Origin of the sequence: Cryobacterium sp. 10I5, from assembly GCF_035019865.1 — a bacterium.
GTDB lineage: Bacteria > Actinomycetota > Actinomycetes > Actinomycetales > Microbacteriaceae > Cryobacterium > Cryobacterium breve_A.
Genome location: NZ_JASJVI010000010.1, coordinates 23,489 through 47,122, shown reverse-complemented (window position 1 = coordinate 47,122; position 23,634 = coordinate 23,489). Strand labels below are relative to the sequence as shown.

Genomic DNA, 23,634 nt, shown 5'->3' with positions numbered 1-23,634 from the left:
TGCTGATATCGTGCGCCTTCGGGCGGCGTTCGCGCAAGGGGTAATTTCCAGCGTGCACGCCGGCGTGAAATCCGATTGGATGGGTGCATGACTGATCTGAACACCAAGCCCGAACTCGACGCACCGGAGGGCCCAGCGCCCACGGAGCTCACCATCACCGACATCGTGGTTGGCGAGGGCGCCGAGGCGACCGCCGGCGCGACCGTCGACGTGCACTACCTCGGCGTCGAATACGACACCGGCGACGAATTCGACTCCTCCTGGAGCCGGGGCCAGTCGATCAACTTCCCGCTGCGCTCGCTCATCGCGGGCTGGCAGCAGGGCATCCCCGGCATGAAGGTCGGCGGGCGTCGCAAGCTCGTCGTGCCGCCGCACCTGGCGTACGGGCCCGCGGGCGGAGGACACCGCCTCTCCGGCCAGACCCTCATCTTCGTGATCGACCTGCGCGGCGTCAGCTAGGCCGCACACTCACCCGCAACATCCGTGCGCATCGATCACGACTCGTGGTCGATGCGCACGTGTTTAACCCGCGACGTGTGTCCGCGCACGATCGTGACGGCGCTCTTCGACACGGCGAAGTGCTTCGCGAGCAGCTTGACGAGGGCGTCGTTGGCGGCGCCCTTGACGGCCCGCTGCTGCAGGTAGACGGTGAGCGAGGCATCCGCCGGCGCGCTTGTCGCCGCTCCGGGGCCGAGCGCGTCCGGGTCGTCGACGGCGACGAGGGGACCTTTGCGGCTGCCGGGTTTGACGTGCACCGTCAGGTTCACGGTTCGGGTCACGGACGTCCTCCTGAAAACTCTTCCCTTCAACGCTAGTGGTCTGCGTTCGTCCGGGTGAGAATGTCCCGTGATCTCAATTGACTGCGCACGAGCACTCGAGGCCGCCGGGCTCGCCTGGCGGCCGTCCTCCGGCGACGCGTTCCGGATCGAACGGGCAGGCTTCGATGTCGAGGTGTTCACGGTCAGCGAGATGACCATCGAACCGCACGAATTCGACACCGGCACCATCCTCGGCTTCAACGGCACGACGGAGTGGGCGCTCGACTCACTCGCGCTCGAGGACGCCCTGTGGCTCCCGCGGGAGGACCAGCTCCGGGAGATGCTCGGAGGCGCTTTCCACTCGCTCGAGCGGCTCGGCGACGACGCGTACCGGGTCACCGCGTTGCTCGCGGGGGTGCTCGAGGCCGTCGAGGCGACCGACGCGGCCGATGCCTACGGGCTGGCCGTGCTCCGGTTCCTGCGCCTCAGCCGGTGATCGAGGCCGCTAGTCGAGCCAGGCCGCGGTCATCCGCTGCACGGCGGAGCCATCGGCGTCGGCGAGTTTGACGCCGACGAATGCGCGCGCCGCGTCGGAGGTCTGCGCCCGGAACGGCGGCCGCTCTCCGTCGAGCAGAGCCGCGACGAAGGCCCCGGCGCTCTCCGCGGACTGCGCGGCACTGAACGACTGGGCGGCCCTCGCGAGATACCCGGCGAGGGCGGATGCGTACGGATCGTTCGGCGGACTGGCGCGCGGGTCGAGGCCGACGTTGTCGACGAAGGACGACGCGACCGCGCCGGGTTCCACGACCGTGACCGAGACCCCTGCGGTCGCTGCGACGGGGGCGAGGCTCTCCATGAACCCCTCGACCGCGAATTTCGCCGCACAGTAGGCCTCGTTGAAGGGCTGGCCGACGACGCCGCCGACGCTCGTGACGGTGATCAGCCGACCGTGACTCTGCCGCAGGTGCGGCAGCGCCGCCCGGGTCACGCTCACGACACCGAAGAAATTGACCTCCATCACCGCGCGCACGACATCGAGGCCCTCGTTCTCGATCGTGCCGACGTGGCCGGCCCCGGCATTGTTCACGACGGCGTCGATCCGGCCGTACCGGTCGAGCATGTGCGAAATGACCGCGGCGATCGACTCGGGTTCCGTGACGTCGAGGCGGCGGATGTCGAGGCTCACGCCCGCGGTCTCGCTCGCGCTGCGCAGCGCGCGGGCTCCCTCGAGGGTGCGCATGGTCGCGACGACCGGGTGCCCGGCGCGGGCGGCCGCGACCGCGGCCTGGAGCCCGATGCCCGAGGACGTGCCGGTGACGAGGACGGTTCCGGGAACGGCCGTGCCGCTCATCAGTACCGTTCGGGTTCTGGCCCGAGCTGGAACCGGCGACCGCTGACCGTCTCGGGAACGATCTCCACGTAGATGTACTTGAGCGTCGGGATGAGCGGGCGCAACGGCAGCTGGTCGGCGGCGTCGATGTCGGCCTGGTGCTCGAGCACCCGGGCGTGGCCCCTGGCGACGACGCTCCAGGCCTCGTCGCGACCGACGCCGTCCGTCTCGAAGGCGACCTTGTTGTTCACGGTGAGTTCGAGGAGCTTGGTGCCCTCCGCCGTGCGGAAGACCAGACGTCGATCGGCGGCCACGAAGTTGACCGGGTAGATGTCTGGTTCGCCCGCAATGCTGAGGGCGAGGCGACCGAAGCTCGAGGAGATCAGGAGGTCCCAGCATTCCTCAACGTCGAGGACATGCACCGGATACAGGTCGTTGGTTTCCATGGTTCATATTCCCACGCAACCGGGTGCTCCGCCACCACCCGGCCGTGTCCTCGGGAACTCAGGGCAGACCCGAATGTCCCGGTCGGGGCGCGCAGGACCGAAACCCGGCCGACCCGTACCCCGAGTGCGGCCGGCGCAGGCCCGTCGGGCCCTCAGGCGCGATCGTTCGCGGTGCGCACCCGGTCGACGAGCTGACGCCACGGGCCGGAGAGGTCCGGTTCCGCAAGCACCACTTCGTGGGGCGCGCAACGGATGCGGTAGACGTACCGGTCCGGTTCCGGAGCCCGCTCGACGACGTCGTCCCAGGGCAGCGAGGTGAGGAAATCGGCCCACGCCGCAGCGTCGGCCTGCTCGTCCACCTGGACCTCCCAGGTGACCCGCACTCCGGCGATGCCACCGCTTCGCGAAACGATGACCTTCATGCCCGCGATGTTACTCCGCCGAGTCCCTTCCCGAGGCCGACGCCACTCCAGCCCGCGACGACCGCGGCGTGCTCACGGGAACCGGGGCCGAACCGCCGGGTCGCCGCCGTGACGGTCGCGCGTGCGAACCCGGCGAAATCGACATGCGGCCGCAGCGTTCCGCTCGTGAGGGTGTCGTACCAGATCTGGCCGGCGCCCTCCCAGGCATTGCCGCCCAGCTCTGCGGCCACGAGGTAGAAGGCCCGGTTCGGGATTCCCGAGTTCAGGTGCACGCCGCCGTTGTCGTCCTCCGAGTCGACGAAGCCGCTCATCTCCGACGGCTGCGGGTCCATGCCGAGGACGTCGTCGTTGTACGCCGTTCCTGGCGCCTTGAGCGAGCGCAGCGCCGCACCCTGCACCTGCTCGGTGAAGAGCCCGGCACCGATCAGCCAGCTCGCCTCCGCGACGGACTGCCCGAGGGCGGACTGCTCGACGAGTGACCCGAACACGTCAGACACGGATTCGTTGAGGGCCCCGGACTGTCCCTCGTAGGCCAGGTTGGCGCTGAACTGGGTGACGCCGTGGGTGAGCTCGTGGCCGATCACCGTCAGCGACGCGGTGAACCGGTTGAACACCTGCCCGTCGCCGTCACCGAAGACCATCCGCTCCCCGTCCCAGAAGGCGTTGTCGTAGTCACGGCCGTAGTGCACACTCGCCTCGAGGGGCAGCCCGTGGCCGTCGATCGAGTCGTGCCCGAACCGGCTCCAGAACAGGGCGTGGGTGTGGCCGAGGCCGTCCCAGGCCTCGTTCACCGCGACATCGCCGACGGCGGCCTGGAGCTTCGACCGAACCAGGCGACCGGGCAGGCGTTCGAGGCCGCCGGCATCCGAAACGGCCCTGTCGAGCTCCCCGGGAGCGGCGGACGTGCCGCGCGACGTCGGGCGGACAGTCGGCGGATGCACCGTGCTTCGTCGCTCGCGCAGCGGCGCGTCCCGTAGGAGCGAGTGCCGCGCCGCGTCGGCAGCACCCGCGTAGTGCGGGTCGTCGAGTCTCGCGAGCCGCACCAGGAGATAGGGCGGGACGATGGCGCATCGGGTCACATGCTCTCGGCTGCTCATGGCTCGAGTGTGTCACTGCGCGCCGACAATCGCACGGCTCTGCGGCGGCAGGCTGCGACTCGATGCATACAATCGACGTCGGCCGTTCGGGGGCCATGCTAACCTTGTGGTCTACTGGGGGAGTCCCGTGAATATGTTGATATCGGTCCATGAAACTGTGGACACCCGGGGCCGCTCGTCCGTTCTAGCCCGTGCCGCACTGCTGGGTATCACGCTGCTTCTCGCCATCCTGGCGCTGACCTTCGGTCCGCTCGGCGGCAGCGCATTCGCCGCCCCGTCGGTCGCCCAGTGCAACGGCGTGGCCAACACCGGCGGCCTGGAACTCCTCTGCGACGTGACCGTGACCAACACGCTCGACGTCGCGACCGGCGTCGGCAGCTCCGTCGTGACCCTGCGGGAATGCCATGGAGCGGCGAACACCGCCAACCCCGTGTGCACCACGACGACGACGACGACGTACGACACGCTCTCGACGTCGGTGGACCAGTGCAATGACGCCGCGAACGGCGGCGGCTCGAATGTGGTGTGCACCGTCCACGTGATCAACCAGATCACCGGCACGGCCACGTCGTCCGGCGTGACCGTCAATCAGTGCGGCGGATCGGGTGCGGGCGGCCCCGCGCCGAGCCTCAACTGCGACCCCTTCCCCGCGACGACGACGGGCGCGACGATCACCCAGTGCAACGGGTCCACCAACGGTGGCGGCGCTCCCAACCGGGTCGAATGCACCGTGGCGCCCTCGACCCAGAGCGCCCAGCTGGCCGTCTCGATCAACCAGTGCAACGGCGCGGCCAATGGCGGCGGCTCCCTCGTCACGTGCACCGTTTCCCTGGTGAACACCATCACAGCGGTGCCCACTCCGACGCCCACCCCGACGGCTGCCGCGGTCACTCCGACGCCCGTCGCGACGAGTGCGGCCAGGAACACGCTCCACGATTCCCGCACAGACGGTATCGCGCTCGCGGGCTCCGCCACATCGGGTCCCGGCTCGAACCCCGGCGTCTGGCTGCCCCTCCAGGCCGGCCTCCTTGTCCTGATCCTCGGCGTGGCCGCATCGCTCGGCTTCATCGCACGTTCCGGCGCCACTCGTCGCTAGGGCGCATTTGAGCCGGCGACCGCCAGAGCTCGACCGCACGCCGCCGTTCGGCAGAAGAATGCTGCTCGGCGGCCTCGCTGTGCTCGTGGCGGTGCTTCTGGGTGCCTGGGGCATTCTGCATACAATCACAGCGTCGAGCCCCGTCAACGGTGCGGCCACGATGAGCGCAACGCCCACCGGATCGGCCCGCCCGACGCCGTCCACAGCGCCTTCGCCTCTTCCTCTCCCTCCTTCTGCACCGGTCCCGGACAAGGTCGTTGCCGCATCGGCGCCGCTCCGGCTCCGGGTGCCCGCCATCGGCATCGACGGTGCCGTGTCGGAATACACCCAGAAGATGATCGACGCCCGCGGTGGTTTCGACCCGGTCACCCTCCAGACGATTGCCTGGGACACCACGATCTCCGGGGGGCTCGCGGGCACCGATGCGGTCAACACGGTCTACCTGTACGGTCATTCCTGGGTCGATCCAGCCGTGTTCAACGGCTTGAAAGACCTTCCGCCCGGGGCCGTCGCCGCCGTCGACACCGCCCGCGGAACGCTCTGCTACGTCGTGCAGAAGACCCTTGAGCTCAACAAGGCAGCGTACAAGTCCAACGATGAACTCACGCGGATCATCCCCAACCGGCTGGTGCTCGTGAGCTGTTACCGACCGGTCGGCTACGATCCTGGTTCGGCGACGGTGCAGAACATCGTGGTCGTCCTCCAGCTGGACCGGCACGCGACGACCGCGGGCTGCTGAGCCGCGCCGTGGCCTGCCAGGCTCACGCGGCGGACGGGACACCGGGAAACCCGCGGTCGTAGAATCGCAGCATGCGCTACGGAATCGTCATCCTCCCCCAGGACCCCTGGTCGGAAGCCTCCCGCAAGTGGCGGGGCGCCGAAGGGCTCGGCTTCGACCACGGCTGGACGTATGACCATCTGTCCTGGCGCAGCCTCGCCGACGAACCGTGGCACGCCACGATTCCGACCCTCACGGCTGCCGCGCTCGTGACGCGCGACCTGCGGCTCGGGACCTTCGTCTCGAACCCGAATTTCCGGCATCCGGTGCCCTTCGCCAAGGAACTCGCGACCCTCGACGAGCTCGCGGGCGGACGGTTCCTGCTCGGCGTCGGCTCGGGCGGCACCGGCTTCGACGCCACCGTGCTCGGCCAGCGGGCGTACACCGGCCCGGAGCGGCACGCGCGGTTCACCGAATTCGTCACCCTGCTCGACCTGCTGCTGCGTGGGGAAGCGGAGGGCAGCACGGCAGGCATCGACTTCACCGGCGACTGGTTCACGGCCGTCGGCGCACGCATGGTCGGAGCGCCGACCCAGGCGCCCCGGCTCCCGTTCGTGATCGCGGCGAACGGGCCGAAGGGGCTTCGCCTGGCGGCGACCCACGGCGAGGGCTGGGTGACGACAGGCCCGGACGGCCAGGCCGGTGACGCCTGGTGGGCCGCGGTCGCCACCCTCGCCGGGCGCCTCGACGATGCCGCGATCGCCGTCGGCCGCGAGCCGGCCGCGATCGACAGGTACCTCAACCTCGACAGCGGCGGCAGTTACTCCCTGCAGAGCGTCGGCGCCTTCGACGACGCCGTCGGCCGGGCCGAAGAACTCGGCTTCACCGACGTCATCAGCCATTGGCCGCGCCGCTCCGGCATCTACTCCGGCTCGGAGGACGTGCTCGAGGCCGTCGCCGCCGCCCGGATGCTGCCCCGCGCCTGATCGGGCGGGCGTTCACTCGGAGCTGGTCACGTCCAGAACCGTGCGTACCCGGGTCAGGGCATCGCTCACCCGTTCGCCCAAGGAAGGGCCGTGGTCGTCGGCGAGCCAGGCGTGCAACGAGCGGCGAAAGAGCGCAAAACCGATGGCCGCGAGCACATCGGCCTGGTCGGTCGGGAACCCTCGCTCGACCAGGGTTCTGGTCACCGTCTGTTGCCAGAGCGCTTGTTTGGCGAGTTCGCGCCCCGACAGGGAGATCTGCGAGTCGATGATCTGCTGGCGCCGACGCAACGAGTCCCTACGCGGCTCGAGGTCTGCCGCGAGCACAAGAAGTGCGTTCCGCATGTGAGCTTCGGCCCCGACGGGACCGGAACCGTCCGCGAGCGACGCGATCAACAGGGGCAGGAGGTCATCGTCGTCACCAAAGAGCACTTCGTCCTTGTCGGCGAAATGGCGGAAGAACGTCCGGGAGGTGACGCCGGCCCTGAGCGCGATGTCGTCGACCGTCGACTCCGCGAATCCCCGCTCGTCGAACAGGGTGAGTGCCGCGTCGATCAGGCGACGTCGAGAGTCTTCGGGCCAGCGGGGCATGGCCCGATCCTACCCTTGTGTCAGAGTGTGACATCAGCTATGGTTTCGGCTATGACACAAAGTGACGTCACAAGTCCCACCGTGCTTCTGACCGGTCCGACCAGCGGTATCGGTTCCCGGATGTTCGAGTCGCTCCTTGTCCATCCCCGTCGTCCGAACCTCGTCCTGCTCGCGCGCGACCCGGTGGCCCTGGACCGTGCGCTCGACACGGCCCGTGCCCGGGGCCTGGCCGCCCGCGGTATCCGGGTCGACCTGAGCGATCTGAAGAGCGTGCGCGGCGCGCTCGAGGACCTCACCGCGGAGCAGCGCCGGGGGACAGTGGCCGCCCTGGACGTCGCCCTGCTGAATGCGGGTGCCCAGTTCGTCAGTCGGCGCCGGACCGGGAGCCAGGGTTTCGAGCTGACGTTCACGGTGAATGTGATCGCCCAGCATCTTCTCCTGCGCGGGCTCGAACCGCTCCTTGCGCCCGCCGGCCATGTCGTGTTGATGGGCTCCTCGACTCATCGGGGAAAACGGGCCTCGTTCAACCTCATCCCCGATCCCGTCTGGCAGCATCCCGCTGAGCTGGCCACGGCGGACCAAGCAGCCCACGGCCCGACCCGCTTCGCGGCCGAGCGCGAGCGAGGCGGAGTGGCATACGCGTCGAGCAAGCTCGCCCTGGTCACGCTCGCGCACGACTGGGCGGCCCGCCTCGGTCGAAGCGGACGCAGGCTCAACACCTATGACCCCGGGCTCGTCGCGGGTACCGGCCTCGGCAAGGACATGCCCGGATACATGTACTGGGTCTGGAAGAACCTCATGCCCGCGATGAGCGTGCTTCCCGGGGCATCGACGCCCACCCGTTCCGGCCGTCATGCCGTCGAGCTGGCGCTCGGCGACGCCCACGGTTCGCTCCACGACGGGTACGTGGAGATCGGCAGGCCGACCGCCGCAGAAGAGGTGACCTTCGCGCCGGAGCGGCGGTCCGCACTGTGGGAGTGGCTCGAGGAAGCCACCGCGGATTTCCTCCCGCGCCCGACTGCGCGAGCGAGTGAGCTTCAGACCGACTGAGCACCCTGGATACCCGCGGATCAGACATCGATGCGGTAGCCGCGCTTGATCACCGTCGCGACGAGGCCCGGCTCGGGGAGCGCCTGGCGCAGCCGGCTGATCGCGACGTCGACGGCGTGGTCGTCCTGCATCTCGGGCAGCGTCGCGGTGAGGCTCGCCCGGGAGGTGACCGTGCCGCCGGCGGCGAGCAGCACTCGCAACAGCGTCAGTGAGCTCGGCGGCAGAGTGGTTTGGGCGCCGGCGAGGGAGAACAGCCGGCCGCGGAGCTCGACGGGCCCGAACCGGGTGTCGAGGCGCAGCACCCGCTGTTGCTCGAGGTGGTCGCAGACGAGCTTGATCAGCGCGCCCATCCGGAACCGCTCCGGCACGATCGGTGCGAGCCCGGCGGCGAGCAGGGGCCCTGCCGTGACCGGCCCGACCGCCGCGGCGACGACGGTCTCACTGAACGCGTCCTGCAGCTCCTCGAGACGGCCGATCGAGTCGGCGACGCCGAACAGGGCCATCACGGCCGGGGCGCTTGTGAAAGTGACCGCGTCCACCCCGCCCGCGCAGATCAGGTCGACGAGCCGCAGCACCCGTGCGGAGTCCTCCGGGAGCAGCCAGCGGTATGGCGCAACGGTCAACACCGTCGCGCCGGCGGCGACCAGGCGCTCGAGCTGGGGTTGGTCGGTAAAGCCGTGCAGTTGCACCGCGACCGTCTTCCCGGCGGCGCCGTCCCGCAGCACGTAGTCGACGAGGGACTTGGTGGTCTCCTCGTCGCTCATCCCGTCGTCGTCGAGGCCGGCCGCCCGCACGGCGCCGCGCGCCTTCGGGCCGCGCACGAGGATGCTCGAGTGCTCGAGGGTCTCTGTGAGCTCGTGGCCGACACCCGCGGCATCCGCAGCCTCGAACCAGCGTCGGATTCCGTACGAGGTCGTTGCAAGGAGGATGTCGGGCCGGGCGGAGATGATCGCCAGGGTGTCGCTCGTGATGCGGGCGTCGTCCGCCGCGGCCGCGATGCGGATGGCGGGCGCGTGGACGACCTCGGCGCCGCGGCGTTCGAAGGCGGCGATGAGGTCCTCGGAGCGCCGATCGCTCGTGACGGCGATGCGGAAGCCCTCGAGCTGGTCTGCGCGGAACCCGGGCTGACTTGCTTCGGCGCTCGTGTCGTTGACGGTGTCTCCGGCTCGTTGGGTGGTGGCAGGTGGCAGGTGGCAGCTGGCAGGTGGCTGGGGGAAGCGGGGCGGATGTCCCCGGTCAGTGCTCGGCGTTCAGTGAGTGCTCGGCGTTGACCGCGATGGCCTGCAACAGCTCCTCGCTGGCGGCGTCGTCGTGTTGCGATAATCGTACGACTTCGCCGATCACGAGGACGGCGGGGGAGCGGGCCCCGAGCTTCGCGGCGAGCGGGGTGATCGTGTCGAGCCGGGCCTTCGTGGTGCGTTGGCGTGCCGAGAAACCCTGCTCGATGATTGCGACGGGCATATCCGTGCGCATCCCGTGGCGGGCGAGCCCGGCTGCCAGGTGCGGCAGCGTTCCGATACCCATCAGGACCACGATCGTGCCCCCGAGCCCGGCGAGATGGGCGAGCTCGTTCTCGCTGAGCGGCACGTGTCCGGAGAGCACTGTGAAGACGCGGCTGATATCCCGGTGCGTGACCGGGATGCCCGCAGCGGCCGGCACCGAGATCGCGCTCGTGACCCCGGAGATGACGGTGACCGGCACGCCGGCCTCGCGACAGGCGAGCACTTCCTCGCCGCCGCGCCCGAACACGAACGGGTCACCGCCCTTGAGGCGGACGACGGTGAGGCCGGCGAGGGCACTGTCGACGAGCATCCGCTCGATGTCGGCCTGCGGAGTGGCATGGTGGCCCGGCGTCTTGCCGACGTCGACGTGCTCGGCCCCTGGGCACCACTCGTCGAGCCGGTCGTGCGGGCTGAGCTTGTCGTAGAAAACGATGTCGGCGTCGCGGAGCGCCTGGACACCGGCCATCGTGAGGAGGCCGCCGTCACCGGGGCCGCCGCCGACGAGGGTCACCCGCCCGAGCGGTGCGACGGACGCCGCGGGCTCGCGACTCAGCCAGACGCGCTGCGCGGCACATGCATCGACGATGATGCGCTCGGTGGACTCGGAGACCTCGACGAGCACGACCAGGTCCACCGCCGAGACGAGGTCACGCCAGCCGTGCGGGAAATGCGGGTATTCGACGGGGCGTACCTGCGGATGCGGCCGCTCGGGCGGATGCCCGTCGACCGTGACAGAGGCGAGGTAGACGATGGCCTCTGCGGCCAGGAACCGGGCGAGCACCCGCCTGGCCGCGAGGGCACCTCCGAAGACGAGGACCCGGCGGCCGGCGAGGTCAAGGCTGATGTCCATGGTTCACACTCCCTGTCGCTGTTCGATGACGAGTTCGGTGGCAGAGGCGTCGCGGGGCCGGACCGGGATGCTCGGGCCGGACAGCAGCACCGCCTCGCGCTCTGCCGGGCGCGCCGGGCGGGGTTGGTCGCGTTCGATGACCTGCATGAGAGCGGGGTCTGCGGTTCCGGGAGCGTTGACGAAGGACCGGAACCGGCGCAGGCGCTCCGGATCCTTGAGGGTCGCGGCCCATTCGTCCTCATAGGCGCCGACGTGGACGAGCATCGCGGCCTCGAGTTCCTCCGCGATGCCGAGGGAGTCGTTGCAGACCACGTCGCGCACGTGGTCGAGCCCGCCCTCCAGGTCTTCCTGCCAGCGGGCGGTGCGCTGCAACCGGTCGCCGGTGCGGATGTAGTACATCAGGTACCGGTCGATGTAGCGGATCAGGGTCTCGTCGTCGAGGTCCTGGGCGAGGAGCTGCGCGTGGGCGGGCTGGAAGCCGCCGTTACCGCCGACATAGAGGTTCCAGCCCTGGTCGGTCGCGATGATGCCGACGTCCTTGCTGCGAGCCTCCGCGCACTCCCGGGCGCAGCCGGAAACCCCGAGCTTGAACTTGTGCGGTGCGCGGAGTCCCCGGTACCGCAGCTCGAGGTTGATCGCCATCGCGACGGAGTCCTGCACGCCGAAGCGGCACCACGTGGACCCGACGCAGCTCTTGACCGTACGGAGGGACTTGCCGTAGGCCTGGCCGGACTCGAACCCGGCCTCGACGAGGATTTTCCAGATGTCGGGAAGCTGTTCGAGACGGGCGCCGAACAGGTCGATGCGCTGGCCGCCGGTGATCTTGGTATAGAGGTTGAAATCGGCGGCGACCTCGGCGATCACCTTGAGCTTGGCCGGCGTGATCTCGCCGCCCGGGATCCGGGGCACGACCGAGTATGTGCCGTCCTTCTGCATGTTGGCGAGGGCGCGGTCGTTGGTGTCCTGCAGGGCGCCGCGACCGCCGTCGAGGATGTAGCCCGAGGTCTGCGTCGCGAGAATCGAGGCGATCACGGGTTTGCAGATGTCGCAACCGAGTCCGCTGCCGAACCGGCCCATGATCTCGTCGAACTCGGTCAACTGCAGGATGCGGACGGATTCGAAGAGTTCGCTCCGGCTGAGCGCGATGTGCTCGCACAGGGCGTGCGAGACGGCGATGCCCGCCTTGGTCAGTTCGGTCTCGAGGATCTTCTTGACGAGGGGAACACAGGAGCCGCACTGGGTACCCGCACGGGTGCAGGCCTTGAGCGGGCCGAGTTCGGTGCAGGCCTCGGTGTGCTCGTCGCCGCGGATGGCGGCGCGCACGGCACCGACGGAGACGTTGTTGCAGGAGCAAAGCTGCACTTCGTCGGGGAGGTCGGTGTTCGCCGGCGGCTCGGCTCCGGCCGCGGAGAGGTAGGCGCTCGGTTCGGCGCCGAGCTCGCGGCCGAGCAGGGGCCGGAGCGCGGTGTACGGCGAGGCGTCGCCGACGAAGATGCCGCCGAGGAGGGTCTTCGCATCATTCGAGACGACGATCTTCTGGTACAGGCCCCTGGCCGGGTCGGCGTAGACGACCTCGAGGGAGTGCTCGGCGGTGGCGAGGGCGTCGCCGAAGCTCGCGACTTCGACCCCGGAGAGCTTGAGCTTGGTGGCATCGTCGATGCCGGGGAAGACGGCGGCGCCGCCGTACAGCCGGTCGGCGACGACCTCGGCCATCGCGTTCGCCGGGGCGACGAGGCCGACACAGCTGCCATTGACGCTTGCGACCTCCCCGATGGCCCAGATTCCCGGGATCGACGTGCCGCAGGCATCCGTGATCTCGATACCGCCGCGCGGGCCGAGCTCGAGTCCCGCCGCGCGGGCGAGTTCGTCGCGCGGCGTGATGCCGATCGAGAACACGACGAGGTCGGCGTGCAGCTGGGTGCCGTTGGTGAGTGTGACGCCGAGGACGCGGCCGGTCGGGGAGGTGAGCACTTCGGTGGGCCGGTTGCCGAGGGCGAGGGTGATGCCCTGGGCCTGGATCAGCCGGCCGAGCGCCTGCCCTGCTCCCTCGTCGAGCTGGGCGCTCATCAGCCAGCGGCCGGAGTGCACGATCGTGGCAAGCCCGCCGAGGCGCTGCAGGCCGCCCGCGGCCTCGAGGCCGAGAAGGCCGCCGCCGACGACGACGACGTTCGCGGGCCGGCCGAGCCGCTTGCGGAGACGGGCGACCTCTGCGACGAGGAAGTCGACGTCCTCGATGGTGCGATAGACGTGGCCGGCTTCGGCGCCGGGGATGGGCGGCACGGTGGCGGACGATCCCGTCGCGAACACGAGCTCGTCGTAGGAGAGGATCTCGCCATCGGCGAGGGTGACCGTGCGGCCGGCGGGGTCGACGCTGTCCACCCGGCTGCCGCCACGGTAGGTGACGCCGGGGGTCTCCCAGAGGGAGCGGTCGCCGAGGGTGAGGTCCTCGGAGTCGACGAGGCGGCGGGACAGGGCGACCCGGTCGTACGGCAGGTGGTCCTCATCGCCGAGGACGAGGAGTTCGTGGTCATGTCCGGGAGTGGACCTGGCCTGCATGGCCTCGGTGAACCGGTGCGCGGCGGGGCCGCCGCCGATGACGACGACGCGTCGGGGGACGCCGGACGGCCCTGAGTGAGCCTGAGCGGCGTCGAACGTGACGTTGTCCATGGCGGAGCCTTCCGTAGGGGGTGCTGCCAGCCTAAAAGGGCCGCGTTTCCCCTCGGTTGCGCCCATGTAACAAGGTGTGACCGGGACCTCACCGGCCCGCCCGGGGAGGGTGAGGACTTCTTTACGCATTCGACGCGCCCGGCGCGGACCCGCGAAACGTGGCCGATTTAGCGTGAGGGAATCGCCCACCCGGCGGGCATAACTCACAGAAAGCGGGATCACTCGTGAACCACCCCGGCACCTGGATCCGCGTCTGTTCCCTCGACGAACTCGAGCCGCTCTGGGGCGAAGCCGCCCTCGTCGGCGACGAGCAGCTCGCCATTCTGCTGCTTCCGAACGGCGGCCTCTACGCCGTCGACAACCGTGACCCCGTGACCGGGTCGTTCGTGATGAGTCGCGGCATCGTCGGCTCGCGCGGTGACCGGTTCACCATCGCCTCGCCCCTGCACAAGCAGGTCTACGACCTCGAGACCGGCGAATGCTTCACCACCGCCGAGTACTCGCTTCGTACCTACCCGGTCAGGGTCGAGGACGGCGAGGTGCACGTGCACCTCTCCGAAGCCGCTTGACGTTTCCCGTGATCTTTCCCCGATCTTCCCCCGATCTTTCCCTGTCCTTCCCCTGCACACCCCTCCCGAGGAGAACACCATGACTGCAGTCGATACGCCCACAACCGGTCTCCGCACCGGCCCGAGCCTCGTCCACCGCCCCGGCCGATGGATCGACAACTGGAATGCCGAAGACACCGCCCAGTGGAACGACGGCGGCAAGGCCATCGCCTCCCGCAACCTGAAGTGGTCGATCTTCGCCGAATTCCTCGGTTTCGTGATCTGGCAGCTTTGGAGCATCGTCGTCGTGCAGCTGCCCAAGGCCGGCTTCACCTTCGACACAGGCCAGATCTTCTGGCTCATCTCGATGCCGAGCCTCGTCGGTGCGACGCTCCGCTTCCCGTACACGTTCATGGTGGCCCGCTTCGGCGGCCGCAACTGGACCATCATCTCCGCCGGCCTGCTCCTGATCCCCTCGATCGCCCTAGGCATCTGCGTCGGCAACCCGGCCACCCCGTTCCCGGTGATGCTCTTCGTGGCCGGCCTCGCCGGCCTCGGCGGCGGCAACTTCGCAAGCTCGATGTCCAACATCACCTACTTCTACCCGCAGAGCCAGAAGGGCTGGGCCCTCGGACTCAACGCGGCCGGGGGCAACCTCGGCGCCGCCGTCGCCCAGCTCGTCGTCCCGATCGTGATCACCATCGGTGCCGCCGGAACACTCAACCTCTCGCTCGCCGGCTGGTTCTGGGTGCCGTTCATCCTCGTCGCGATGTGGGGCGCCTGGAAGCGAATGGACAACCTGTCGAGCGCCAAGGCCGACTTCGCCGGTTCGGTCGCCGCACTCCGCGAACCGCACCTCTGGGTCCTCGCCCTGCTCTACATCGGCACCTTCGGCTCCTTCATCGGCTTCGCGAGCGTCTTCCCGAAACTCATCGCCGATCAGTTCCCGGCATACTCGACCTTCCACATCATGGCCGCGTCGATCTCCCTCGCCTTCCTCGGCGCCCTCGTCGGTTCCCTCGCCCGGCCGGCCGGCGGCAAGCTCGCCGACCGCTTCGGCGGGGCGCGTGTCACGATCACGGCCTTCGGCGTGATGGCCCTCGGCGCGCTGCTCGTGATCGCGGTGCTCTCCCTCGGCAACTTCTGGCTGTTCCTTGCGAGCTTCCTGCTCATCTTCGTCGCGACCGGTGTCGGCAACGGCTCGACCTACCGGATGATCCCGAGCGTCTTCGCCGCCCGCAGCGGAGTGCGGGACGCCCACACCAACTCGGGCGACGTGAGTACCCAGCGGAAGACCGCAGCAGCCCTCGGCCTCATCTCCGCGATCGGCGCATACGGCGGATTCATCATTCCGCAGGTTCTCGGCAACTCGAAGATCGCGACCGGCAGCTACACCGGCGCGATCTACGGGTTCATCGGCGCCTACCTCGTGATGATGGCCGTCACCGCGTTCTGCTACCTCCGCCGCGGCTCCTCCGTGGCCGGGCAGCGCATCTAGCCTGGGCCCGCTCGCGACCGCGCCGGTTTCCCGCGGCCGCGCCCGCCCCGGCAGGCGCGGCCACCACAAACCGGCGCGTTCGTCCCGTATCCGAAGCGCGCAGCCGCGTCTGCGCCATCACCGACGCCACCAGCAGCAGGAGACCCCGTGACCGCACCCCTCGCATCCGCCGCCCGCCCGGGCGTCGACACCCACTGCCCATACTGTGCGCTGCAGTGCGCGATGACCCTGACACCGACGCATGCCGAGATCGGCATGCAGTCGGGTGATGCCGGTGCGGGCACGGATGCCGCGGCGCGGCCCGGTCTGACCGTCGCCGGGCGGGCGTTTCCCACCAACCGGGGCGGCCTGTGCAAGAAGGGCTGGACCGCCGCTGAACTGCTCACGTCCCCGGAGCGGATCCTGACCCCGATGCTCCGGCAACCGGACGGCGGCTACGCCCCGGCGAGCTGGGCGAAGGCGCTCGACCTCGTGGCCGCCCGGCTCGCCGGGAGCCGAGCACGGCACGGCGCCGACTCGGTCGGGGTGTTCGGCGGCGGCGGGCTCACCAACGAGAAGGCCTACCAGCTCGGCAAGTTCACCCGGGTCGCGCTCGGCTCCTCCCGGATCGACTACAACGGCCGGTTCTGCATGTCCTCGGCCGCGGCAGCAGGCAACCGTGCCTTCGGCCTCGACCGGGGGCTGCCGTTCCCGGTCGAGGACCTCGACGCGGCGGACACCATCCTGATCCTCGGCTCCAACGTCGCCCAGACCATGCCGCCGTTCATCGGCCATCTCGAGGGCGCCCGCAGCGCCGGCGGCCTGATCGTCGTCGACCCGCGTCGCTCGGCGACCGCGCGCCTCACCGAGGACGGCGGCGGCATGCACGTGCAGCCGACGCCCGGCAGCGACCTCGTGCTCCTGCTCGGCCTGACCAACATCGTCATCACCGAACGCCTCATCGACACCGACTACCTCGAACGGCGCACGGTCGGCTTCGAGGCCCTCCGCCGCAGCGTCTCCCGGTGGTGGCCCGAACGGGTGCAGCAGCTCACCGGCGTTCCGGTGCCGCAGCTGCGCGAGCTCGCCCGCCGACTCGCGGCCGGAACGGGCACATACATCCTCACCGGCCGCGGCGTCGAGCAGCACATCGACGGCACGGACACCGCGACCGCAGCGATCAACCTTGCCCTCGTGCTCGGCCTCGTCGGCACGAGCCACTCCGGCTACGGCACCCTCACCGGGCAGGGCAACGGCCAGGGTGGCCGCGAGCACGGCCAGAAGTGCGACCAGCTCCCCGGCTACCGCAAGATCACCGAACCGGCCGCCCGCGCCCACGTCGCCGGCGTCTGGGGCGTGACGCCCGAGAGCTTGCCGGGGGCCGGCGTGCCCGCGATCGAGCTCCTCGACTCGCTCGGCGCGCCCGGCGGCATTCGCTGCCTGCTCGTGCACGGCTCGAACGTCGTCGTGTCCGCCCCGGACTCCAACCGGGTGCGCGCCTGCCTCGAGGCCCTCGACTTCCTCGTGGTCTGCGACTTCTTCTACTCCGAGACCGCGCGCTTCGCCGACGTCGTGCTGCCGGTCACCCAGTGGGCCGAAGAGGACGGCACGACGACCTCCCTCGAGGGCCGGGTCATCCGCCGACGCACCGCGATCGACGCACCGGACGGGGTGCGGAGCGAACTCTGGATCTTCCAGGAACTCGCGCGCCGGCTCGGCTCCGCCGGCACCTTCAGCGCCGACCCTGCCGAGGTGTTCGACGAGCTCTGCCGCGCGAGCGCCGGCGGGCTCGCCGACTATTCCGGTCTCAGTTACGGGCTGCTCGACACGGGGGAGGCCGCGTACTGGCCGTACCCGGTCGGATCGACCGGAACCCCGCGGCTCTTCCTCGACCGTTTTGCGCACCCCGACGGCCGCGCGCGCATCGTCGCCGTGCAGGCGAGGGTGACGGATGCGCCGGCCCAGCGCGACGGAACGGTCACCCTCATCACCGGCCGGCTCCTCGAGCACTACCAGTCCGGGGCCCAGACCCGCCGGGTCCCCGAGCTGCACCAGGCCCAACCGGTGGCGCGGCTCCAGGTGCACCCGGCGACCGCGGCCAGACTCGGTGTCGTCGACGGTGGCGAGGTCGAGGTCGGCAACGCGCAGGGAACCGTGACCTGTGTCGCCGAGGTGACCGGCGACATCCGCCCGGACACCGTGTTCCTGCCGTTCCACTTCCCCGGCGCCCAGCGTGCGAACCTGCTCACCCTCGGGATCACCGACCCCGTCTCTGGCATGCCGGAATTCAAGCGCACGACCGTCCGGGTGCGGGCGTTCGAGGGGACGCCGGGGTTCTGGGCCGCCGGTTCCGTTTCCGTCCCGTCGACTCGAACGGATGCCCATGCCTGAGCCGATCCCCGCGGCCGTTCTCGCTTCCCCGGCGCCGAGCCGGATCGTCCTCGTCGGCTACGGCCCGGTCGGGGCCCGCCTCGTCGAGGAGCTGCTCCCGGTCGTGCGGGCAGGCCTCGCCACCCTGACCGTCGTCGGAGCGGAGTCTGCCAACGCCTACAACCGGGTGCTCATTGCCGACTACGCCGTCGGCCGCTCCGACCGGGACACCCTCGAGGTGACGGACACCGACGCGGCCAGGGCGGCGGGCGTCGACATCCGCACCGGTGAAATCGTCACCCGGATCAACCGGGTGCGACGCACGGTGACCCTCGGCGACGGCACCGACCTCGGCTACGACCGGCTCGTGCTCGCGACCGGTGCCCGGGCCAACGTCCCGACCCTCGACGGGGTGACCCGGCTGCGCCGCACCCTGATGCGCCCGCCGGCGGATGCCGGTGCACTCGACACCGCCGACGCCGCGCTGCCTCGCGGGGTCACCGCGCTCCGCGACCTCGACGACGCGGCGACCGTGCTCGAAACCATCCGCTCCGGAGGCCGGATCGTCGTGCTCGGCGCCGGGGTGCTCGGCATGGAGTTCGCGCTCGCCGCGGCCAGGGCCGGGAGCGACGTCTGCGTCGTCTACCACTCCGACATTCCGCTGAACCGCAATCTCGACCGCGGCGGCGGAACGGTGCTCGCCCGCAGCGCTCGCAGGGCCGGCGTCACCATGGTCAGCCACGCCCGGGCCGAAAGCCTGCTCTTCACCGCCGACGCCGACGGCCACGACCGCTTCGACGCCCTGATCTGCGCCGACGGCAAGCAGATCCCCGGAGACCTGCTCGTGCTCAGCTGCGGCATCGGCGCCCGCACCGAACTCGCCGGCCTCGCCGGCCTCAGCGTGTCGACGGGCATCCTCGTCGACGAGTCCCTGCGGAGCTGGACGGACCCCGCCGTGTTCGCGATCGGCGACTGCGCGCACGTCGCCCCCCGGCCGGCCTCCGGCGCTTCCACGACCACGCCTGCCGGAGGGCCCACCGGCCTGATCGGACCCGGCTGGCGCCAGGCCGACTGGCTCGCCGCCCGCTTCGCCGCGGAAATCGCGCACGAGGCTCGCGTCGCAGAGGTCACCGTGACCACTGCCGGTGCCGCTCCCGCTACCGCTTCTCCTGCCAGTGCCGTTCCGGTCGCTTCCGCCACTCCCGTCGTACTCGCTTCCAATGATTTCGGGCCGGCGCTCGCCGCGCAGGCGCACGGCGTCGTCATGCTCAAGGCGGAGGGCATCGACGTCGTCGCTGCCGGCGACACGAGCGCGGACCCCTGGGATCTCGACCCTGCGCGCCCGGACGACGGGCACGGGGCCGCCGAGCTCGTTCACGGCAGGGACTGTGCGGCGGCACCGGTCGCGGCGATGCCGCGCCTCGGCGTGTCGCAGTGGGCGGACCCCGAACACGGCCGCTACGTGAAGATGGTCACGCGCGGCGGCATCCTCACCGGCTTCATCTGCGTCGGGATGCCGCGCACCGGTGCCGAACTCACCCTGCTCTTCGAGCGCGGCAGCGAACTACCCGCCGACCGTTCGCTGCTGCTGCGTTATGACGGCACCGACGTCGACCCGGCTGGCGCCGGAGACGCCTTCGACTCCGACGCAACGGTGTGCTGGTGCAACGGCGTCACGGTCGGCGCGATCACGGCGTCCGCGGAGGCCGGCAACACCGACGTCGCCTGCGTCGGCTCGGCCACCCGGGCAGGAACCGGCTGCGGGGGCTGCAAGGGTCGGATCGGCGAGGTCCTCGAGCGTTTCGCCCTGACGAATTCGACGGAGATTTTGGGCTGAAAACCGGAAAACCCGCCTCCCACGTATCGAAAACCCAAAATCTCCGTCGAATCGGTTCGGCCGGGGGATGCGGGTCACGAGACCCGGGGTGTCTTCTCAGGGGTTCGGCAGCATTTTCGCCGGGCGTGCGGCGGGGTGTGCCTAGCATGGGAGGCATGCGAGCGAAGCCGGACCGGAATCCTCAGACCAGCCCCGAGACCGCGGGAACCGGCCCAACTGCCGGCCCCGTCCCCGCCGCCGGAACCCTGCGGCCGCTGCTCTCCGACCGGCTCGGGTGGCTGAGCATCCGCAGCGCCCAGCTGATCCTGGTGATCGTACTGGGGATCGGCGTCGTGTACGCCCTCGTGCAGCTCAAGCTCGTCGTCATCCCGACCCTGGTCGCACTCATCCTCGCGGCGGCACTCAGCCCGCTCGTGCGCTGGCTGCGCGCCCGTGGGGTGCCGGGGATGCTGGCGACGTGGCTCACCCTGCTCGGCGGGGTGGTCGTCCTCGGGGGAATCGTGACCCTGATCGTGTTCGCAGTGCGCAACCAGTGGTCCGAACTCGTCACCGCGGCCTCCGACGGTCTCGACCAGCTCCAGGGATACCTGACGACCGGTCCATTGTCGCTCGACGCGGCCCAGTTCGACGCCGCCCGTGCCGCCGTCCTCGGCTTCGTGACGAGCGCCGAGTTCGGCAGCGGTGCGCTCGCCGGGGTGTCCGCCGCTGCCGAGGTGCTGACCGGCGTCGCTCTCGTCGTCGTCATCCTGTTCTTCTTCCTCAAGGACGCGGCAGCCATCTGGGCCTTCCTACTGATGCCGTTCCGCGGCGCCGCCCTCGAACGGGCCCGCCGCATCGGCAAGACCGCACCGACGGTCCTCGGACAGTACGTGCGCGGGACCGCGACCATCGCGCTCTTCGACGGCGTCGTCATCGGCGCGAGCCTGGCCATCCTGCAGGTGCCGCTCGCCCTGCCGCTCGCGGCGATCGTCTTCCTCACCGCGTTCATCCCGTTGATCGGCGCGACGATCGCCGGAATCCTCGCCGCTCTCGTCGCCCTCGTCTTCAACGGCCCGATCGTGGCGCTCATCGTCGTGATCATCGTCGTGGTGGTCAACCAGCTCGAAGGCGACCTGCTGAACCCGATCGTGATGGCCGGTGCACTCAAGCTGCACCCCCTCGTGATCCTCGTCGCCCTCACGGCGGGCACCGTGCTCGGCGGTATCGCCGGCGCAGTGCTCGCCGTGCCGCTCGTCGCCGTCGCGTGGTCGATCGTGCGTGTCTGGGACCACCCGGCCGCGGTGCCTCCGAAGCCGTCGCGCCGATTCGCCCGCCGCCCCTGACGAATTCGACGAAGTTTTTGCCCGGAAAGCGCTTAGATCGCGCTCTCACGTGCCCACAACCCGAAAAACTCCGTCGAATTGGTTGGGGGCGGGTCGCCCATTGTCGGCTCCGGGGTTGCAGCCTACGATGTCGGCAACCGGCCGACCGGTGACCCGGTGACACCCGGGTCCGGCCACCGGCCCCACTCCGGCGAGGAGGCCTGGAATGTCGGTGTCTACCCTGAAAGCGGTCGTCGACCGAGCGTTCGCGGAACGCTACGGCGTGCCGGCGATCAACATCGTGAACGACCTGACCATGGAGGCCGTCCTCGCGGGGGCGGTCGAAGCCCGGTCGCCCGTGATCGTGCAGACCTCGGTCAAGACCGTGAAGTCGATCGGGTCACGCGTGCTTTTCAGCATGTGGGAATCGATGACGGCGGGAATCGAGGTGCCGGTGGTGCTGCACCTCGATCATTGCCCCGAGCGCGCGGTCATCACCCAATGCCTCGAGCGCGGCTGGAATTCCGTGCTCTTCGATGCCTCCCGGCTCCCGGTCGCGGAAAACCAGCGCCAGACCGTCGAGGTCGTCGCGGAGGCCCGCCGCTTCGGTGCGCACGTCGAGGGCGAGATCGAGTCGATCACCGGGGTCGAGGACGGAATCGGCTCGGACACGGCATCAGCCCGGCAGTCCCTCGAGATCTCGCTGCGCTTCATCGAGGAGACCGGGGTCGACGTCTTCGCACCCTCGATCGGCAACGCGCACGGCGTCTACAGCAGTGAGCCCGTCCTCGACTTCCAGCGCGTGAGCGACCTCGTCACCGCGCACCCGATCCCGATCGCCCTGCACGGCGGGAGCGGCCTGAGCCCCGCGCAGTTCGCCGAACTCATCGCACTCGGCTGCGCCAAGGTGAACATCTCCACGGCGCTCAAGATCATGTTCATGCAGTCGAGCCTCGCCTTCCTCAAGGATGCGGAGGCGAGCGACAAGTGGGACCCCCCGTCGCTGTTCGGGCAGGTCCGGTCCGACATCGTCGCGCTCACCCGCGGACTCGCGGAGCAATTCGGCAGCGCAGGGAAGGCGTGACGGATGCCGGCACTCATCTTCGATTGCGACGGCGTCCTCGCCGACACCGAGCGTGACGGCCACCTTCCGGCGTTCAACCAGACCTTCCGCGAATTCGCCGTTCCGGTGCGGTGGAGCGATTCCGACTACGCCGTCAAGGTCAAGATCGGGGGTGGAAAGGAGCGGATGCGGAGCGCGGTGACGCCCGCGGTCGCCGCCGTCATCGGCCTTCCGGATGACCAGGGCGCCCTCGACGAGGCCGTCGCACGCTGGCACCGCCGGAAGACCGCCATCTACACCGACGCCGTGGCGCGCGGCGCACTGCCCGGTCGCCCCGGCATCAAACGGATCACGGCGGACGCGTACGCGGCAGGCTGGACGCTCGCCGTCGCATCCACGTCTGCGGAGGAATCCGTCCGAGCCGTGCTCACCGAGGCGGTCGGGCCGGACCTCGCGGTCCATTTCCAGGTCTTCGCAGGGGACGTCGTCGCTGCCAAGAAACCGGCGCCCGACATCTACCTCCTCGCCCTCCGCGAACTCGGCGTCCCGGCATCCGAGGCACTCGTCATCGAGGACAGTGCCAACGGCCTCCAGGCCGCGCTCGCCGCCGGCCTCCGCACGCTCATCACGGTCAGCGGCTACACGGCCGGCGAGGACTTCACCGGAGCCTCCCTCGTCGTCTCCTCGCTCGGCGACCCCGGCGGTCCCAGCGCGATCACCCTGAAGGACCCGCTGCACCTCGACGTGGGCCGCACCGTCGAACTGACCGATCTCACCGCCCTCCTGGCCGCACCAGGACCGACCGCACCAGGACCGACCGCCCCTAAACCCACAAGACCGGAACCCATCAGACCGGAAGCGGAGACGCCATGACCCCCAGCAGTCTCGACGACACCGAATTCGTCGTGCACAGCATCGCCCAGACCGCGGTCGACAACGAACGCGCGTTCGGCGACCTCGACTCCGTCGTCGGCGACGGCGACTTCGGGTTCTCGCTCGCCCGCGGCTTCGAGATCGTCCTCGCCGACTGGCCGGACTTCGACCGCAGCTCCCCGGCCGACTTCCTGAAGAAGATCGCCCTCGTCATCTCCGGGCGGATCGGCGGAACCTCCGGCCCGCTCTGGGGCACCGCATTCCTCCGCGCCTCCGGGGCCATCGCCGGCAAGGCCGACCTCGACGGCGACGACGTCGTCGCCATGCTCCGCGCCGCGGCAGACGGGATCAAGGCCAGGGGCAAGTCCGATCTCGGCGACAAGACCCTTCTCGACGCCCTCGTTCCGGCGACGGATGCCTTCGAAGCGGAACTCCGCGCCGGGAGGGCCGGAACCGTGGCGCTCGCCCGCGCAGCCGTCGTCGCGCGGGAACAGGCCGACGCGACGAGCTTCCTGCAGGCCCGCCGCGGACGGGCGAGTTACACGGGAGAGCGCAGCATCGGTTCCCCCGACCCTGGCGCCGTCGCCGTCGCCGTGATCCTCGAGCGCCTCAGCCGGGAATGGGCTGCGCGCGACGATCTCTGATCCCGCACGAC

The 23,634-nt window shown here is 70.0% G+C and carries 23 protein-coding genes; 14 read left to right on the top strand and 9 right to left on the bottom strand.

Annotation, left to right across the window (positions count from 1 at the left end):
• Nucleotides 1–87 precede the first annotated feature (87 nt).
• On the top strand, nt 88–459 hold the full coding sequence (locus QN350_RS05360; protein WP_166788266.1) for an FKBP-type peptidyl-prolyl cis-trans isomerase: 372 nt from the start codon (nt 88–90) through the stop codon (nt 457–459).
• Nucleotides 460–494: 35 nt separating this feature from the next.
• Here QN350_RS05360 and QN350_RS05355 read toward each other — a convergent pair whose 3' ends face one another.
• Complete coding sequence (locus QN350_RS05355; RefSeq protein ID WP_322139358.1) at nt 495–779, bottom strand: DUF167 domain-containing protein; 285 nt, start codon at nt 777–779, stop codon at nt 495–497.
• A 67-nt stretch (nt 780–846) separates the two neighbouring features.
• Between QN350_RS05355 and QN350_RS05350 the strand changes: the two genes are divergently transcribed.
• On the top strand, nt 847–1,254 hold the full coding sequence (locus tag QN350_RS05350) for a hypothetical protein (RefSeq protein ID WP_322139359.1): 408 nt from the start codon (nt 847–849) through the stop codon (nt 1,252–1,254).
• Between the two features lie 9 nt (nt 1,255–1,263).
• On the opposite strand, the gene QN350_RS05345 is transcribed toward QN350_RS05350, so the two are convergent.
• From QN350_RS05345 to QN350_RS05330, 4 genes are all read right to left on the bottom strand, one after another.
• Entirely contained in the window at nt 1,264–2,109 is an 846-nt protein-coding gene (locus QN350_RS05345) for an SDR family oxidoreductase (protein WP_281534358.1), read from the bottom strand.
• Nucleotides 2,109–2,534: a pyridoxamine 5'-phosphate oxidase family protein gene (locus QN350_RS05340; protein WP_322139360.1), complete on the bottom strand. Its 426-nt coding sequence runs from the start codon at nt 2,532–2,534 to the stop codon at nt 2,109–2,111. Before QN350_RS05340 ends, QN350_RS05345 begins: the two co-directional genes overlap by 1 nt.
• A gap of 152 nt (nt 2,535–2,686) precedes the next feature.
• Nucleotides 2,687–2,956, bottom strand: coding sequence for a protealysin inhibitor emfourin (locus tag QN350_RS05335; RefSeq protein WP_281534360.1), 270 nt, complete (start codon nt 2,954–2,956; stop codon nt 2,687–2,689).
• A complete protein-coding gene (locus QN350_RS05330) occupies nt 2,953–4,053 on the bottom strand; it encodes a M4 family metallopeptidase (protein ID WP_322139361.1) in 1,101 nt (366 codons plus the stop codon). Before QN350_RS05330 ends, QN350_RS05335 begins: the two co-directional genes overlap by 4 nt.
• 157 nt (nt 4,054–4,210) lie before the next feature.
• Between QN350_RS05330 and QN350_RS05325 the strand changes: the two genes are divergently transcribed.
• The 3 genes from QN350_RS05325 to QN350_RS05315 all read left to right on the top strand — a co-directional run bounded on the left by QN350_RS05325 (nt 4,211) and on the right by QN350_RS05315 (nt 6,853).
• On the top strand, nt 4,211–5,149 hold the full coding sequence (locus QN350_RS05325) for a hypothetical protein (protein ID WP_323502679.1): 939 nt from the start codon (nt 4,211–4,213) through the stop codon (nt 5,147–5,149).
• Between the two features lie 7 nt (nt 5,150–5,156).
• On the top strand, nt 5,157–5,888 hold the full coding sequence (locus tag QN350_RS05320) for a class F sortase (RefSeq protein ID WP_322139363.1): 732 nt from the start codon (nt 5,157–5,159) through the stop codon (nt 5,886–5,888).
• A gap of 71 nt (nt 5,889–5,959) precedes the next feature.
• Complete coding sequence (locus QN350_RS05315; RefSeq protein WP_322139364.1) at nt 5,960–6,853, top strand: LLM class flavin-dependent oxidoreductase; 894 nt, start codon at nt 5,960–5,962, stop codon at nt 6,851–6,853.
• A 12-nt stretch (nt 6,854–6,865) separates the two neighbouring features.
• On the opposite strand, the gene QN350_RS05310 is transcribed toward QN350_RS05315, so the two are convergent.
• Nucleotides 6,866–7,441 carry a TetR family transcriptional regulator gene (locus tag QN350_RS05310; RefSeq protein WP_322139365.1) on the bottom strand — a complete coding sequence of 192 codons (576 nt, stop codon included), beginning with the start codon at nt 7,439–7,441 and terminating at the stop codon, nt 6,866–6,868.
• Nucleotides 7,442–7,492: 51 nt separating this feature from the next.
• Between QN350_RS05310 and QN350_RS05305 the strand changes: the two genes are divergently transcribed.
• Nucleotides 7,493–8,491, top strand: a complete 999-nt coding sequence (locus QN350_RS05305) for an SDR family NAD(P)-dependent oxidoreductase (RefSeq protein WP_322139366.1) — start codon at nt 7,493–7,495, stop codon at nt 8,489–8,491.
• A 20-nt stretch (nt 8,492–8,511) separates the two neighbouring features.
• Here QN350_RS05305 and QN350_RS05300 read toward each other — a convergent pair whose 3' ends face one another.
• The 3 genes from QN350_RS05300 to nirB all read right to left on the bottom strand — a co-directional run bounded on the left by QN350_RS05300 (nt 8,512) and on the right by nirB (nt 13,510).
• Complete coding sequence (locus QN350_RS05300; RefSeq protein ID WP_323502686.1) at nt 8,512–9,543, bottom strand: uroporphyrinogen-III synthase; 1,032 nt, start codon at nt 9,541–9,543, stop codon at nt 8,512–8,514.
• A 184-nt stretch (nt 9,544–9,727) separates the two neighbouring features.
• Nucleotides 9,728–10,843 (bottom strand): uroporphyrinogen-III C-methyltransferase, encoded by a 1,116-nt coding sequence (gene cobA / locus QN350_RS05295; RefSeq protein WP_322139367.1) that lies wholly within the window; start codon nt 10,841–10,843, stop codon nt 9,728–9,730.
• 3 nt (nt 10,844–10,846) lie between these two features.
• The gene (nirB, locus tag QN350_RS05290; protein WP_322139368.1) at nt 10,847–13,510 is read right to left on the bottom strand and encodes a nitrite reductase large subunit NirB; all 2,664 of its coding nucleotides are present in this window, start codon (nt 13,508–13,510) and stop codon (nt 10,847–10,849) included.
• 224 nt (nt 13,511–13,734) lie between these two features.
• Here nirB and nirD point away from each other — a divergent pair, with 224 nt between their 5' ends.
• The 8 genes from nirD to dhaL all read left to right on the top strand — a co-directional run bounded on the left by nirD (nt 13,735) and on the right by dhaL (nt 23,623).
• Nucleotides 13,735–14,079: a nitrite reductase small subunit NirD gene (gene nirD / locus QN350_RS05285; RefSeq protein WP_281534367.1), complete on the top strand. Its 345-nt coding sequence runs from the start codon at nt 13,735–13,737 to the stop codon at nt 14,077–14,079.
• Between the two features lie 79 nt (nt 14,080–14,158).
• Nucleotides 14,159–15,556: an MFS transporter gene (locus QN350_RS05280; RefSeq protein WP_322139369.1), complete on the top strand. Its 1,398-nt coding sequence runs from the start codon at nt 14,159–14,161 to the stop codon at nt 15,554–15,556.
• A gap of 147 nt (nt 15,557–15,703) precedes the next feature.
• On the top strand, nt 15,704–17,926 hold the full coding sequence (locus QN350_RS05275) for a molybdopterin oxidoreductase family protein (RefSeq protein WP_322139370.1): 2,223 nt from the start codon (nt 15,704–15,706) through the stop codon (nt 17,924–17,926).
• The gene (locus tag QN350_RS05270; RefSeq protein WP_323515932.1) at nt 17,919–19,742 is read left to right on the top strand and encodes an FAD-dependent oxidoreductase; all 1,824 of its coding nucleotides are present in this window, start codon (nt 17,919–17,921) and stop codon (nt 19,740–19,742) included. Before QN350_RS05275 ends, QN350_RS05270 begins: the two co-directional genes overlap by 8 nt.
• 155 nt (nt 19,743–19,897) lie before the next feature.
• Complete coding sequence (locus QN350_RS05265) at nt 19,898–21,064, top strand: AI-2E family transporter (RefSeq protein ID WP_322139372.1); 1,167 nt, start codon at nt 19,898–19,900, stop codon at nt 21,062–21,064.
• A gap of 205 nt (nt 21,065–21,269) precedes the next feature.
• Nucleotides 21,270–22,127, top strand: coding sequence for a class II fructose-bisphosphate aldolase (locus QN350_RS05260; RefSeq protein WP_322139373.1), 858 nt, complete (start codon nt 21,270–21,272; stop codon nt 22,125–22,127).
• 3 nt (nt 22,128–22,130) lie between these two features.
• Nucleotides 22,131–22,979: an HAD-IA family hydrolase gene (locus QN350_RS05255; RefSeq protein ID WP_322139374.1), complete on the top strand. Its 849-nt coding sequence runs from the start codon at nt 22,131–22,133 to the stop codon at nt 22,977–22,979.
• Nucleotides 22,976–23,623: a dihydroxyacetone kinase subunit DhaL gene (dhaL, locus tag QN350_RS05250; protein WP_323502677.1), complete on the top strand. Its 648-nt coding sequence runs from the start codon at nt 22,976–22,978 to the stop codon at nt 23,621–23,623. The genes QN350_RS05255 and dhaL overlap by 4 nt, the downstream gene beginning before the upstream one ends.
• Nucleotides 23,624–23,634 lie beyond the last annotated feature (11 nt).

Excerpts from the sequence above, each read along its gene's own strand:
- QN350_RS05255 (WP_322139374.1), top strand. The coding sequence starts at position 22,131 with ATGCCGGCACTCATCTTCGATTGCGACGGCGTCCTCGCCGACACCGAG.
- QN350_RS05315 (WP_322139364.1), top strand. The coding sequence starts at position 5,960 with ATGCGCTACGGAATCGTCATCCTCCCCCAGGACCCCTGGTCGGAAGCC.
- QN350_RS05310 (WP_322139365.1), bottom strand. The coding sequence starts at position 7,441 with ATGCCCCGCTGGCCCGAAGACTCTCGACGTCGCCTGATCGACGCGGCA.
- QN350_RS05335 (WP_281534360.1), bottom strand. The coding sequence starts at position 2,956 with ATGAAGGTCATCGTTTCGCGAAGCGGTGGCATCGCCGGAGTGCGGGTC.
- QN350_RS05270 (WP_323515932.1), top strand. The coding sequence starts at position 17,919 with ATGCCTGAGCCGATCCCCGCGGCCGTTCTCGCTTCCCCGGCGCCGAGC.
- cobA (WP_322139367.1), bottom strand. The coding sequence starts at position 10,843 with ATGGACATCAGCCTTGACCTCGCCGGCCGCCGGGTCCTCGTCTTCGGA.
- QN350_RS05280 (WP_322139369.1), top strand. The coding sequence starts at position 14,159 with ATGACTGCAGTCGATACGCCCACAACCGGTCTCCGCACCGGCCCGAGC.
- QN350_RS05265 (WP_322139372.1), top strand. The coding sequence starts at position 19,898 with ATGCGAGCGAAGCCGGACCGGAATCCTCAGACCAGCCCCGAGACCGCG.
- QN350_RS05260 (WP_322139373.1), top strand. The coding sequence starts at position 21,270 with ATGTCGGTGTCTACCCTGAAAGCGGTCGTCGACCGAGCGTTCGCGGAA.
- QN350_RS05345 (WP_281534358.1), bottom strand. The coding sequence starts at position 2,109 with ATGAGCGGCACGGCCGTTCCCGGAACCGTCCTCGTCACCGGCACGTCC.
- QN350_RS05305 (WP_322139366.1), top strand. The coding sequence starts at position 7,493 with ATGACACAAAGTGACGTCACAAGTCCCACCGTGCTTCTGACCGGTCCG.
- QN350_RS05340 (WP_322139360.1), bottom strand. The coding sequence starts at position 2,534 with ATGGAAACCAACGACCTGTATCCGGTGCATGTCCTCGACGTTGAGGAA.
- dhaL (WP_323502677.1), top strand. The coding sequence starts at position 22,976 with ATGACCCCCAGCAGTCTCGACGACACCGAATTCGTCGTGCACAGCATC.
- nirB (WP_322139368.1), bottom strand. The coding sequence starts at position 13,510 with ATGGACAACGTCACGTTCGACGCCGCTCAGGCTCACTCAGGGCCGTCC.
- QN350_RS05360 (WP_166788266.1), top strand. The coding sequence starts at position 88 with ATGACTGATCTGAACACCAAGCCCGAACTCGACGCACCGGAGGGCCCA.
- QN350_RS05330 (WP_322139361.1), bottom strand. The coding sequence starts at position 4,053 with ATGAGCAGCCGAGAGCATGTGACCCGATGCGCCATCGTCCCGCCCTAT.